Here is a 13,092-nt window from a genome sequence, read left to right on the forward strand (position 1 = left end):
GTGCCCCTCTCTTGCCGGACCTGCATCGGACGACCGTCCGGCAGAGCCCGTGACCGTCGGCTGCAGAGCAGCCGACCTGTGAAACGTCAGTCCAGTGCCGTGCGGACTGCCGCCTTGACTAATTGCGTGTGCAGCGTGACCGAGAGAGCAGCCATCTCACGGACCAGCTCCTCTGCCCGGTCGCGCGCACCGGTCCCCTTACCCTTCGCGATCGGTCCGGCGATCTGCGCTACCAGGCCGGCCTCGCGTTCGGCACTGACTTTGAATGCCCGAAGGTGCCGCGTCTCCACGCCGAAGTTCGCGAGCGCTGCGGCCGCTTCCACCAACCGCACCGCGTCCTCGTCGAAGAATCCGCCGGGGCCGGCCGTCAGCAGACCGTTTCGCATCAGCTCCGAGATGAATGCCGAGTCGACGGCGGTTCGCTCGATGAGCGTCTCGCGGTCGACCCGTCCCCCGCGTGCGGAGAAGTCGGTCGCCGGGGCGACTGCGGTGCGTGCCGACGACAGGAGCCGTGCGCTGCCTGCCGCACCCGCACCTTGATCATCGATGGCGTCGAGCTGCTCGCGGATCACCTTCAGCGGAAGGTAGCGGTCGCGCTGCGCAGTGAGCACGAACCGCAACCGCTCGCAATCGGCGTCGCTGAATCGGCGGTAACCCGACGGCGCCCGATCGGGCGTGACGAGGCCCTCCGCTTCGAGGAATCGGATCTTGGAGATCGTCACATCCGGGAAGTCTTCACGAAGGACCGCGAGCACGGCGCCGATGGACATCGTCCGTTCGCCACCGGCGTCGGATCGCGCGGCAGAGGAGGTCACGATGCGGTGTTGTCGGCTTCCCCGGCACGCGGGCCGGCCAGGAACACGAGACGGAACTTGCCGATCTGCACTTCGTCTCCATTGGCCAGCGTCGCCGTGTCGACCGGTTCCCGGTTCACGTACGTGCCGTTGAGGCTGCCCACGTCCACGACCTGGAAGTCGTCGGCGTCACGACGGAACTCAGCGTGGCGACGGCTGACCGTCACGTCATCGAGGAAGATGTCACTGTCCGGATGGCGGCCCGATGAGGTCGCCGACTGATCCAGCAGGAACCTCGAACCCGCGTTGGGGCCGCGCTTGACCACCAGCAGCGCCGTACCGGGAGACAGTCGCTCCACACCGGTATCACCGGGCTCGGCCGAAGTCGCCGGAGCGTCGATCTCCTTGATGAAGTCCTCTCGGAACACCGAAGTCGTCTCCACGGGCGCTTCAAAACCGTTGTCGTTACCGGTCACCACATCTCCTTAACCACTGTGATCGCTCTCCCGGATCCCGGGTCGCGACCACTCGCCTGTTCGTGTGCACCCTGCGCGTCTCGCCATTGAAACTTCTCGGTGCTGGCAGGACGGACGTTCAGTTCCGAACCTACCGGTTTTGCTCCCCCGTCGCCCGATGTCGGGAACGAAGGAATCACAACGAAATCATATCCGCCCCTACCGCCTCGCGGCAGGTCCGTCGCCGTTGACGTGACAGATCGTTAGCGAATCGTTCAGCTTCCGACTGCGGCGGCATACCCTGCCGCATCGAGGAGGTCTCCCAGGACCTCGTCCAGATCGACGTCGTCGCCGACCGTGATCTCCACGAGCCATCCACCGTCATACGGCGCGGAGTTGACCAGTTCGGGAGCGCCCTCGAGAGCATCGTTGATCGCCGAGACGGTTCCATTGAGCGGACCGAAGATGTCCGAGACGCTCTTGGTGGACTCGACCTCGGCGAACGATTCGCCGACCTCGATGGCGTCATCGGCCTCGGGAAGCTGGACGAAGACGACGTCACCCAGCGAATCCTGGGCGAAATCGGTAATACCCACGCGAACGGTCTTCTCGCCGACCTTGTCGATCCACTCGTGCTCGGCGGTGTAGTTCAGGTTCTCCGGGATCTTGGTGTCGCTCACGGAATGCCTTTCTGGCGCAGGAACGCCGGTTCGTCGATGCCCCGACGGGACGGTAATGACTCTATCGTCAGGCCGACGCCCCAGATGCATGAACCCGCGGCATCTGCCGAACCACGGCGAACGTCTGAATCCAGTACAAGACGAGGGACCACAGGTAGAGACCGACCCCCCAGATCAGGAACGCCCAGCCGATCGGGTAGGTGATGGTTCCGATGATGCCGTCGATGTGCCCGGCCAGAAGCCACGGGAACGAACTCATCAGCGCGAACGTCGCCGCCTTGCCGACGTACAGCGTCGATAGCGCGGTGACCCCACGCGACTTGAGCAATGGCGCCGTGGCCAGGAGCAGCACGTCGCGGCCGATGATCAGACCGATGAGCCACCACGGAACGAAATCGCGCAAGCCGAAGCAGATCGGAATGACGATGACGTACAGGCGATCGGCCGCCGGATCGAGCAGCGCACCCAATTTGGTGGACTGATCGAGCCACCGGGCTAGCTTTCCATCGAGCCAATCGGTCCAGCCCGAAACGAACACCACGACGAAGGCCCAGCCCGCCGACTCCTCCACCAGCAGCAGCCAGACGAAGACCGGGATGAGCAGGAGTCGCAGCACGCTGAGCGCGTTCGGAATCGTGACGATCGCATCACTGCGCTCTGCGGGTTCTCGCGTCGAGTGCGGCGACGAGCCGGGCTCGTCGGTCACCGGAAGATTCCCACGATCCCCTGGATCGCCTGGGCGCCCGCGGAAGCGAAGTGGTTCTCGTGCACCAGGTACGTCCACGTCATGGTCGACCGGTGCATGTCGGCATCATCGGTGTCGAGGCCGTCCTCGGTGATCGTCGCCGTCCGGAACGTCTCACGCGCGGCCTCCATCGACTCGTCGAACAGCTTGGTGAACTCGGCGAAGATCAGCTTGTGAAACTCCTCGAGCGGGCTCTGCTGCCCGAGCGCACGCAGGTGAATGCTCGCCTGAACGTCGGCCGCGTACGCGAGATGATCTGCCCATGAGCGGTCGAGGTGGTACAGCACGATCTGCCGTGCAGCGTCCTCGAGCACTTCGTCGCTCACCGTCTCGGACAGTTCCTCGTAACGCTCCGGCTCGTGCTCCTTCAGGTCCTGCAGCGCCCGGTCGGACTTCAGAATCGTCATCCGGCGGCGCACGATCGAGTTGCGCTGTTCGTTGACCTGCTTGTTGAAGTCCCACGTGTTGCCGTGCGTCTGCAGCATCGCCCCCTCGGCGATGCGCTGGGCCTGCTCGACCACCTCGACGCCGCGAGCACCCATGGCACCGTCGCTGGAGACCGGACGCGAATCCCGGACGTGCGTGTGATTCTTGGTGACGAGAGGGTCTTCGAGGCTGGAGAAGAACACCGACCGGCCCGGGTCGCCCTGACGGCCCGCACGACCGCGGAGCTGACTGTCCAGTCGTGCGGTGTCGTAGCGGCCGGTTCCGACCACGCACAGCCCGCCGAGGTCCACGACCTCGGCGCGCGCGTCGCCGTCACCGTCCGAACCGCCCAGACGGATGTCAGTGCCGCGGCCCGCCATCTGCGTGGAGACAGTTACGACGCCCTTGCGACCCGCCTCGGCGATGATCGCGGCTTCTTCGCGGTCGTTCTTCGCGTTCAGCACCACCGACCGCACCTCCGCGCGGTCGAGGAAGTACGCGAGTTCCTCGGACTGCGCCACGTCGTGCGTTCCGATCAGCACCGGCTGGCCCGTGTCGTGCACCTCCTTCACGAAGTCGACGACGGCCTCCATCTTGTTGGCCTTGCTGTCGAAGACGCGGTCGGGCTCGTCCTCACGGACATTGGGCTTGTTCGACGGGATCTGCGAGACACCGAGCCCGTAGAACTGACGGAACTGCTCGCCCGCGGCGATCGCGGTACCGGTCATCCCGGCGACCCGCGGGTACCGGCCGACCAGCGCCTGGACCGTGATCGTGTCGATGACCTCACCTGACGCGGTCGGCTTGAGGTTCTCCTTGTACTCGACGGCCGCCTGAACTCCGTCCGGCCAGCGCTGCAGGCGTGCCACGCGGCCACGAGCTGCGTTGATGAGGTGCACCCCGCCATCGCGCACGATGTAGTCGACGTCGCGCTCGAGCAGGTAGTACGCGTAGAGGGCGACGTTCACGTGGATGAGAGTGCTTCCGACGTGCTCGTCCCCGTAGATGTCGATGCCCCCGAGCGTGTCCTCGACGAACCGGGCGCCCTCCTCGGTCAGGAACACACTGCGGCCGTCGGTGTCGACCTCGTAGTGACGGCTCTTCAGGTGCGAGACGACCTCGTGGATCGCACTGTTCGGCGTCTCCGCTTCGGTGGAGCCCGCCAGGATGAGGGGTACCAGCGCCTCGTCGACGAGTACCGAGTCCGCCTCGTCGACGATCACCACGTCGGGCTCCGGCGACACGAGGTCGTCGTCGTGCAACGCGAGCTGGTCACGGAGGACGTCGAAGCCGATCTCGTTGACCGATGCGTAGGTGACGTCACTGGCGTACGCCTTCTGCCGCTCCTCGCGTGTGGAGTGCTCGGACAGCGTCCCCACCGTGATGCCGAACAGTCCGTAGAGCGGGCCCATCCACTTCGCGTCGCGGTCCGCCAGATAGTCGTTGACCGACACCACGTGCACGCGGCGACCCTCGAGCGCGTAGCCGATGGCGGCGATCGACCCGGCGAGCGTCTTGCCCTCACCGGTCGCCATCTCGACGACGTCTCCGTCGAGCATCCGGAGCGCGCCCTGCAACTGCACGTCGAACGGCGTCATGTCGAGCACCCGGCCACCGCCCTCACGGATCATCGCGAGGAACTTCGCGCGACCTTCCGACGACTCGATGTCCAAGTTCGCCGCACTGTCTGCGAACTCGGTGTCCGCCAGCTCCTGAGCCCACGAGTCGTGCTCGTGGGACTGCTCGATCAGAGCGATGGACTGCGACTGATTGCGCGACGCCTGAGCGCCGAGCATGCGCCACATGGCGTTCGTGAGCTTTCCCACTGCTACCTGTTCCTCACTGTGGTCGATGGCCGATCGTCGTCTACCGTACGCGGCCGCTCTGCAGACTCACCGGTGCGACTGGACTACCGTTGCAGTATGCAACGGCGACGAGACCATGGACGGGGCAGGCACACGCGGCGTCGGCCCAGAACGATGGTCTCCACGACGTTGCTGTCCGCTGCCGTCGTGGTCGCGGCCACGGCGTGCGGCTCGGGCTCCGGCGCGGATTCGTCCGGATCGTCTCCCGATCCAGCCGGCCTGATCGGCAAGACATACGTCTCCGACGACGCGACCAATCGCGATATCCCGGGCGGTGGGCCGCTGGTCCTCACCTTCAACGCCGGCGGCAACCTGAGTGCGAACGCAGGCTGCAACGGGCACGGCGGTGACGTGACCTTCACCGGCGACACGATGACGGCGGGCCCGCTGATGGGCACCATGATGGCGTGTCCCCCGCCACGCGACACCATCGACAAGTGGGTGTCCACCCTGTTCACCGGACCGCTCCAGTGGAGTCTGAGCGGGCGCACCCTGAAACTCACGCGCGATGATCTGACGGTCACCCTCAACCAGCGGGTCGACCGAGCCGTCGCAGGGACGACGTGGCGTGTCACCGCGCTCGTCCGGGATCGGGCGGTGAGCCGTTCGGCCGCCATCGAGCGCGCCAAGCCGACCGTCACGATCGGCGCCGATGCCACTCTGCGCGGCTGGACGGGCTGCAACAACATGCACGGCGAAGCCACCGTCACGCGCGACGGCGAGTCGCAGATCGTCGAGACCGGGCCGATCGCCACCACCCGGAAGGCATGCGGACCCGAGATCGGCGAGATCGAACGGACCATCCTCGACGTGCTCGACGGTGGGGCGATCGCCGAGGTCGACGGCGACGAACTGCGGTTGACCAACCGGAAGGACCCCTCTATCGGGTTGCGGCTGACCACCAGCCCCGCGTCGGGCAAGTAGCCTCGCCTCCTCGAGAGATATGGGGGCACGCCGTCAGCGGCCCTTACCGGCCTGGCCGTCGGGCACGGAACTAGAATCGGTTCATGGCTAAGAAGCCGGTCCGTGAACCGAAACTCCCGAAGAGCGCATACGAAGCGGAACTGTTCCGTCTCCAAACCGAGTTGGTCGCACTGCAGGAGTGGGTTCGCGAGACCGGCGCACGCGTCGTCGTGGTTTTCGAAGGACGGGACGCAGCCGGGAAGGGCGGCGCCATCAAGCGCGTCGCCGAGTACCTGAGCCCCCGGATCTGCCGGGTCACCGCACTGCCCGCCCCTACCGACCGCGAGCGCGGCCAGTGGTATTACCAGCGCTACGTTCACGAACTGCCGGCACCCGGCGAGATCGTGCTGTTCGACCGCTCCTGGTACAACCGTGCCGGCGTCGAGAAGGTAATGGGATTCTGCACACCGGAAGAGCACACCCGCTTCCTTCGCCAGACTCCGATCTTCGAGCAGATGCTGATCGACGACGGCATCATCATGCGCAAGTACTGGTTCTCAGTGTCCGATGCAGAGCAACTCCGCCGCTTCCGGGCGCGTCGCGACGATCCGGTCCGGCAGTGGAAACTCAGCCCGATGGATCTGGAGTCGGTGTACCGCTGGGAGGACTACTCGCGGGCGAAGGATGAGATGATGGTGCACACCGATACGTCGATCAGCCCGTGGTACGTGGTCGAATCCGACCACAAGCGGAACGCCCGGCTGAACATGATCGCTCACCTGCTGTCGTCGATCCCGTACGAGCACGTCGAGCGGCCGACCGTGAAACTGCCGAAGCGGCCGGTGTCCTCCGGCAACTATCGCCGACCGCCGCGCTCCCTGTCGAAGTTCGTTCCCGACCACGTCGGGAACCTGCTCGGCGACACCGAGCACTGATCCCCGGGAGAACCCTCTTTCACCATGCCCACCAGTCCTCTGGCTTCGACGATCACCGATCTGCGCGGTTTCACGGATCGACTGCTCAACGCGAAGCCCGCCACCGAGGTGATCTACCTGGTCACCACTGCGGGCTTCCCCAACTACGGCGATGAGCTCATCACCGAGGCATGGCTGCGCCTCCTCGCGGTGCGCCGCCCGATGGCGCGGGTGATCGTCGACTCGCCACGCCCCGGCCAGGCATCCCTGCTTCTCGGGCACGCGAATCGGCGAGCCGTCTTCGTCGACACCTTGTGGCAGCTCGTCCACTTCGCGAACGGCAACGCCGACGGTCATCCCGACATCGACCCGGATGCGCCGTGGGACTGGGTCGCGCACGCTGCCAGCCATCTCGGAGTGTCGCCCCGCGAAGACACCGGAATAGCGATGCTGCTGAACGCCAACATGATTCATATCGTGGGTGGCGGATATATCAATTCGATGTGGCCTCATCACGTGGCGCTCGTCTCCGCGGCTGCCGCAGTGACCGAGCGCTCGGGGGCAACCGCCGTCGCCACGGGGGCCGGCCTGGCGCCTGCGGTGGAAGGCCCGGCACTGGAGCGCATGCTCGCCGACGCCGCCCGATTCGACGTCTTCGACGTCCGCGACCGCCCGTCCGAGGAACTGCTCGCCGGCGTGCCCGGGCTGACTCGCACGGGCGATGACGCGTGGCTCTCTCCCCGCCTTCCACGCCGCCAGACACAGCAGCGGACCGAGCGCGTCACACTGTGCGCCCAGAGCGACCTCACCGAATCCTTCGTCTGGGACGGCCGGACCGGGCCGGACGGTCTGACGGCGTTCATCCGCGCCACGCTGGATGCCTGGGAGGTGCCGGGAAGTGCCGTCACCGTGGTCGAGTGCATGCCCGGACACGACTACACCATTCCGACCATGCTCGGTGATCGACTCGACGGCGCGACGGTGGTCCCGTTCCGGGACGGCTGGAGTGGCAACCGGTTCCCGGTCGGCCACGGGTCCACGTGGATCTCCACTCGCTATCACCCTCATCTGCTCGCCGCGGCGGGCGGCGATTCGGGTATCGCGATCTCGTCGAGCCCCGACTACTACGCGACGAAGCACCGGGCCCTCGCTGACGCCGGCTCGCGGTGGACCATCGTGTCGGGCGAGACCACCGAGATTCCCGGACGACCGGTATCCGGCGGATACTCCCCCGAATCGGTCCGCGCCAACATCACAGCCAAACGTGCGCTGGCGCAACGGATCTACCCCGCTGGAGCACGACTGCGCAGATAGCAGTCGTGATCTTCATATCCCGCATCACCAACCCGTATGCGGCGTCCACTCGGATCACGCAGGCCGAATGCGCCGATCTACGGGTTGGTACTGCGGGCGGCGGGTCAGACCATCACCGGCCGAAACCGGCGTTGCGCAGCGCGTCTGCCATGGAACCGGTCGCAGGCTTGTCCTCGCGCCGTGTGCTCGCCGCGCTCTGGCGCCCCTTCTGACCTCCCGGCCTGCCACTCCCGTTCTTACCCGAACCCTTCCGGGGTCCACCGTCGCGACCGCTGCCGCGCCCCTCCCCGGAACGCGACTTCGATCCCGGCTCGTCGCTGAGACGCAGCGACAGTCCGATGCGCTGACGATCGGTGTCCACTTCGAGGACCTTCACCCGAACGACCTGACCGGAGCGGACGACGTCGTGGGGGTCGGAGACGAACTTGTCGGCCATCGCCGAGACGTGGACGAGCCCATCCTGGTGAACACCGACGTCGACGAACGCACCGAACGCGGCGACATTGGTGACAACGCCTTCCAGAACCATGCCCGGCTCGAGATCGGCGACCTTCTGGACACCCGACGCGAACGTCGCGGTCTCGAACGCGGGGCGCGGATCACGACCCGGCTTGTCCAGTTCGGCGATGATGTCGGTGACGGTCGGGATACCGAAACGCTCGTCGGCGAAATCGGCCGGGCGCAATGACCGCAGGACCTCGGTATCGCCGATGAGCTGGCTCAGACCACGTTCAGCACCCTCCAGAATCCGGTGAACGACCGGGTACGCCTCGGGATGAACGCCGGAAGCGTCGAGGGGATCCGCACCGTCGCGGATGCGCAGGAAGCCCGCGCACTGCTCGAAGGCCTTCGGGCCGAGGCGGGGCACGTCGAGCAGCGCGGTCCGGCTGCCGAAGGCGCCGACCTCGTCGCGGTGCCCGACGATCGCGGTGGCGAGAGTCGGTGTCACACCCGACACCCGGGACAGCAACGGCACCGATGCGGTGTTGAGGTCGACGCCCACCGCGTTCACCGCGTCTTCGACCACGGCGTCGAGGCTGCGGGCCAGAGTCGCCGGTGCGACGTCGTGCTGGTACTGCCCCACTCCGATCGATTTCGGGTCGATCTTGACCAGTTCGGCCAGCGGGTCCTGGAGGCGGCGAGCGATCGACACCGCGCCACGCAACGACACGTCCATGTCCGGCAACTCCTGCGACGCGTACTCGGACGCCGAGTAGACCGAAGCGCCGGCTTCACTGACGACGGCCTTCGCCGGCGCTTTCGCACCCGATCTCGCGATGTCCGCGAGCAGTTCGGCTGCCAACGCGTCCGTCTCACGGGATGCGGTGCCGTTGCCGATGGCGACCAGTTCCACACCGTGCCGCGCCACGAGCGCCCCCAGCGCCGCCTTGGCCTGGTCCCACTGCTTCTGCGGTTGGTGCGGGAAAACTGCGCACGTGTCGACGACCTTGCCGGTCCCATCCACCACGGCGACCTTCACGCCGGTTCGGAAGCCGGGGTCGAGCCCGAGTGTGGCGCGCGTTCCGGCTGGGGCCGCGAGCAGCAGATCTTTGAGGTTGGTGGCGAAGACCGTGACCGCCTGCTCCTCGGCCCGCTGCCGCAGACGCATTCGGGCCTCGATGGTGGCGGTGATCATCAGCTTGGTGCGCCACGCCCAGCGCACCACGCCGCCGAGCCAGGTGGTTGCCGCTCCCGGGTGCGACAGGTCGACCCCCAGGGTCTGTGCGACGAGTGCCTGGTACGGCTCGTCCTCGCCGCCGTCGAACATCAGACTCAGCGCCTCTTCCTTCTCGCCGCGCAGCACCGCCAGCACGCGGTGCGACGGCATGTCCTCCATGCGTTCGGAGAAGTCGAAGTAGTCGCGGAACTTCTGGGCTCCCTGAGCTGTTTCCTGGCCCACGCGAACCTGAGTCCGTAGCTGCCCCTGATCCCAGAACCGGGCACGAACGGCACCGACGAGTTCGGCATCCTCGGCAGCGCGTTCGATCAGGATGTGCCGGGCTCCGTCGAGTGCCACGGACGAGTCGGTGACATCGCCCGTCACGTACGGGACCGCGGCCTCCTCCGGCACCAGTGACGGATCGGCGAGCAACGCGTCGGCCAGCGGATCGAGTCCCGCTTCGCGAGCGATCTGCGCTTTGGTCCGACGCTTCTGCTTGTACGGGAGGTAGATGTCCTCGACCCGAGCCTTGGTCTCTGCGGCCAGCAATGACGCCCGCAATCTGTCGGTCAACTTGCCCTGGTCGTCGATCGACGTGATCACGGCAGCGCGACGTTCGTCCAACTCCCGGAGGTAGCGCAGTCGCTCGTCGAGCAGACGCAGCTGTGCGTCATCCAGAGTGCCCGTGACCTCCTTGCGGTAGCGAGCGATGAACGGAACTGTCGATCCATCGTCGAGTAGGGCGACGGCGGCTGCGATCTGCCGTTCGGCGACGCCCAGTTCTCGGGCGAGACGGGTGTTGACGGTCTCGACGGGCAGGGTCTCGGCGGGCGCGTTGGTGGTCACCGGATGCAGGCTACCGAAGGGATGCGCAGGCTTCGACGGCGCTGCCGCTATCGTGGTGAAGCATGAGTGCACCGGCTTCCGACCTACCTCTGGAAGGCGTGACGGTGGTCGCACTCGAGCAGGCCGTCGCAGCCCCGCTCGCGTCGCGGCATCTCGCCGATCTCGGCGCACGGGTGATCAAGATCGAGCGCATCGGCGAGGGCGACTTCGCTCGCAACTACGACCGCGCGGTCGACGGCATGGCTAGTCATTTCGTGTGGCTCAACCGGGGGAAGGAGTCGATCGCCCTCGATCTCAAATCGGCAGACGGCGTTCGGATCGCACATGAGCTGATCGACCAGGCGGACGTGTTCCTGCAGAACTTCGCCCCCGGTGCGGCCGATCGCCTCGGACTCGGTCCGCAGGACCTCGCCGAATCGCACCCGCAACTGATCGTCGCGAGCATCACCGGCTACGGCGACGCCGGACCGTACCGCGACCGGAAGGCCTACGATCTGCTGATCCAGGCGGAGACCGGGCTGGCGTCACTCACCGGCAGCACCGACGAACCGGCGAAAGCGGGCGTACCGGTCTCCGATATCTCCGCGGGAATGTACCTGGCGCAGTCGATCCTGGCCGCCTTGTTCCGGCGGATGCGCACCGGTCGCGGCGCGCGGGTGGACGTGTCGATGTTCGACGCAACCGCAGAGTGGATCGGTCACCCGCTGTACGTGCAGATGCACACCCGCACGCAGACGCCGCGCATGGGATTGGGACACGCGACAATCGTCCCGTACGACTCATTCCCCACCGCGGACGGGCGCCTGTTGATCGGGGTCCAGAACGACCGGGGGTGGCGCAGCCTGATGGCCGACGTGCTGGCGCGACCGGACGTCGCCGACGACCCCCGCTTCGTCACCAACCCTGATCGGGTGGCGCACCGTGCGGAATGCGATGCGGCGGTGGCCGCCGAGACGGCCCGCTACACGGCGCCCGAACTGTCCACGCGTCTCGAAGCCGCAGGCGTTCCCGCCGCCGTCCTGAACGATGTCGCCGGACTCGTCGATCATCCCCAGCTCAGCGCTCGGGACCGTTGGCGGGACGTGCAGACTCCGGTGGGCCCGGTGCGGGGGATCCTTCCGCCCATGCAGTTCGACGATGTCGAACTGCCGATGGGTCCGGTGCCCGCATTGGGTGCGGATACGCGCACCCTGCTGATCGAGTTGGGTTATCCGGCGGACGCCTGCGAGCGGTTGGCGTCGGGCGGAGTCGTCGGCACCGTCTGATCGGCCTCGACGCTCTCGGGCCCGGGCCGTCCGACGAACCTCCGCACGACTCCCACCACGGTCAGGATCACCAGCCCCTGCAGAAGTGCACCTCCGACGAGCGGCGCACGCGGGCCGAGCCATTCGGCGAGCACTCCCAGCAGCGGAGCGCCGATCGGCGTACCACCCATGAGCACGGTCATGTACAGGGCCATCACCCGGCCGCGTACCTGGGGATCGACGTGCGTCTGGACGTACATGTTGGTCGAAGTGAGCGTGATCAGGGCGCTCAGACCGACGAACGGCAGGCTGACCGCGTACAGCAGATAGGTCGGCGCGATGCCCGACAGGAGGATCAGGATCGCGAACACGGACGCAGCGGTGACGACGAACTTCAGGCTCGGCGATCCGCTTCGCCGGGCGGCGAGCAGCGCGCCGAGCAAGGACCCGATCCCGACGATGGAGCCGAGCAGACCGTAACTCTCGGCGCCCATCCCGAACTCGTTCCGGACCATGAGCGCGTTCGTCATCTGGAAGTTGAGCCCGAAGGTGCCGACCGCGAACCCGATTCCGAGCGCGATCAGCAGATCGGCCCGCTGCGCGACGTAGCGGAATCCCTCGCGCACCTGCCCTTTCGCACGCGCCAACGGCTCACTCCGGGCCAGCTTCGACTCGTCCATGACCAGCAGCGCGATCAGGAACGCGAGGTAGCTGACACCGTTGGTGAGGATGGCCCACCCGCTGCCGAAAGCGGCGATGATCAGACCGGCGACGCCGGGCCCGATCAGGCGAGCGGCGTTGAACGACGAACTGTTCAGCCCGATCGCATTGGTGAGCCGATCGGGACCCACCATCTCGGACACGAACGCCTGCCGGGCCGGGACATCGATCGCCGATCCGATTCCGAACACGAAAGCCAGGGCGTACACGTGCCCGGTGTTCGCGACGCCGCTCACCGCGAGCACTCCGAGCAGCACGGCGGACAGCGCCATCCACGACTGCGTGAACATCAGCAGCCTGCGCTTGTCCAGGCGGTCGGCGAGCAGACCACCGACGGGTGACAGGAGCAGGGAGGGCAGGAACTGGAGCGCAGTGGTGAGACCCACTGCGAACGCCGAACCACCGGACAGCTGGAGGACCAGCCAATCCTGCGCCACGCGCTGTACCCAGGTGCCGATGTTGGAGACGAACGCTCCGGTCACATAGGTCCGGAAATTCGGTACAGCGAGGGAAGCGAACATCGTCG

General features: G+C 66.7%; 11 protein-coding genes. 4 read left to right on the forward strand and 7 right to left on the reverse strand.

The annotated features are described in order from the left end of the window. Positions 1 to 86: 86 nt before the first annotated feature. The 5 genes from ftsR to secA2 form a co-directional block, all read right to left on the reverse strand. Positions 87 to 815 carry a transcriptional regulator FtsR gene (ftsR, locus tag FO044_RS08080; RefSeq protein ID WP_459562299.1) on the reverse strand — a complete coding sequence of 243 codons (729 nt, stop codon included), beginning with the start codon at positions 813 to 815 and terminating at the stop codon, positions 87 to 89. Continuing rightward, positions 812 to 1,270 carry a glycogen accumulation regulator GarA gene (garA, locus tag FO044_RS08085; RefSeq protein ID WP_132994180.1) on the reverse strand — a complete coding sequence of 153 codons (459 nt, stop codon included), beginning with the start codon at positions 1,268 to 1,270 and terminating at the stop codon, positions 812 to 814. The genes ftsR and garA overlap by 4 nt, the downstream gene beginning before the upstream one ends. A gap of 254 nt (positions 1,271 to 1,524) precedes the next feature. Continuing rightward, complete coding sequence (gene gcvH, locus FO044_RS08090; RefSeq protein WP_132994179.1) at positions 1,525 to 1,929, reverse strand: glycine cleavage system protein GcvH; 405 nt, start codon at positions 1,927 to 1,929, stop codon at positions 1,525 to 1,527. Between the two features lie 67 nt (positions 1,930 to 1,996). Continuing rightward, a complete protein-coding gene (locus FO044_RS08095) occupies positions 1,997 to 2,635 on the reverse strand; it encodes a CDP-alcohol phosphatidyltransferase family protein (RefSeq protein WP_132994178.1) in 639 nt (212 codons plus the stop codon). Next, entirely contained in the window at positions 2,632 to 4,926 is a 2,295-nt protein-coding gene (gene secA2 / locus FO044_RS08100) for an accessory Sec system translocase SecA2 (protein ID WP_132994177.1), read from the reverse strand. The genes FO044_RS08095 and secA2 overlap by 4 nt, the downstream gene beginning before the upstream one ends. Before the next feature lie 96 nt (positions 4,927 to 5,022). Between secA2 and FO044_RS08105 the strand changes: the two genes are divergently transcribed. The 3 genes from FO044_RS08105 to FO044_RS08115 all read left to right on the forward strand — a co-directional run bounded on the left by FO044_RS08105 (position 5,023) and on the right by FO044_RS08115 (position 8,096). After that, positions 5,023 to 5,889, forward strand: coding sequence for an META domain-containing protein (locus FO044_RS08105; protein WP_132994176.1), 867 nt, complete (start codon positions 5,023 to 5,025; stop codon positions 5,887 to 5,889). Between the two features lie 83 nt (positions 5,890 to 5,972). Continuing rightward, a complete protein-coding gene (ppk2, locus tag FO044_RS08110) occupies positions 5,973 to 6,803 on the forward strand; it encodes a polyphosphate kinase 2 (protein WP_132994175.1) in 831 nt (276 codons plus the stop codon). A gap of 24 nt (positions 6,804 to 6,827) precedes the next feature. Then, a complete protein-coding gene (locus FO044_RS08115; RefSeq protein ID WP_132994174.1) occupies positions 6,828 to 8,096 on the forward strand; it encodes a polysaccharide pyruvyl transferase family protein in 1,269 nt (422 codons plus the stop codon). A gap of 112 nt (positions 8,097 to 8,208) precedes the next feature. Here FO044_RS08115 and FO044_RS08120 read toward each other — a convergent pair whose 3' ends face one another. Further along, the gene (locus FO044_RS08120) at positions 8,209 to 10,611 is read right to left on the reverse strand and encodes a Tex family protein (protein WP_143965958.1); all 2,403 of its coding nucleotides are present in this window, start codon (positions 10,609 to 10,611) and stop codon (positions 8,209 to 8,211) included. Positions 10,612 to 10,664: 53 nt separating this feature from the next. Between FO044_RS08120 and FO044_RS08125 the strand changes: the two genes are divergently transcribed. Beyond that, a complete protein-coding gene (locus tag FO044_RS08125) occupies positions 10,665 to 11,867 on the forward strand; it encodes a CaiB/BaiF CoA transferase family protein (protein WP_132994173.1) in 1,203 nt (400 codons plus the stop codon). Here the strand turns inward: FO044_RS08125 and FO044_RS08130 are convergent. Next, entirely contained in the window at positions 11,810 to 13,087 is a 1,278-nt protein-coding gene (locus FO044_RS08130) for an MFS transporter (protein WP_132994385.1), read from the reverse strand. The two genes, FO044_RS08125 and FO044_RS08130, sit on opposite strands and share 58 nt — an antisense overlap. Between the last annotated feature and the right edge of the window lie 5 nt (positions 13,088 to 13,092).

The sequence above is a fragment of the Gordonia zhaorongruii genome (genome assembly GCF_007559005.1).
Lineage (GTDB): Bacteria > Actinomycetota > Actinomycetes > Mycobacteriales > Mycobacteriaceae > Gordonia > Gordonia zhaorongruii.

Bases quoted from the DNA above. Each gene is read 5' to 3' on its own strand.
- FO044_RS08105 (WP_132994176.1), top strand. From the start codon at position 5,023: ATGCAACGGCGACGAGACCATGGACGGGGCAGGCACACGCGGCGTCGG.
- FO044_RS08115 (WP_132994174.1), top strand. From the start codon at position 6,828: ATGCCCACCAGTCCTCTGGCTTCGACGATCACCGATCTGCGCGGTTTC.
- ppk2 (WP_132994175.1), top strand. From the start codon at position 5,973: ATGGCTAAGAAGCCGGTCCGTGAACCGAAACTCCCGAAGAGCGCATAC.
- FO044_RS08125 (WP_132994173.1), top strand. From the start codon at position 10,665: ATGAGTGCACCGGCTTCCGACCTACCTCTGGAAGGCGTGACGGTGGTC.
- FO044_RS08130 (WP_132994385.1), bottom strand. From the start codon at position 13,087: ATGTTCGCTTCCCTCGCTGTACCGAATTTCCGGACCTATGTGACCGGA.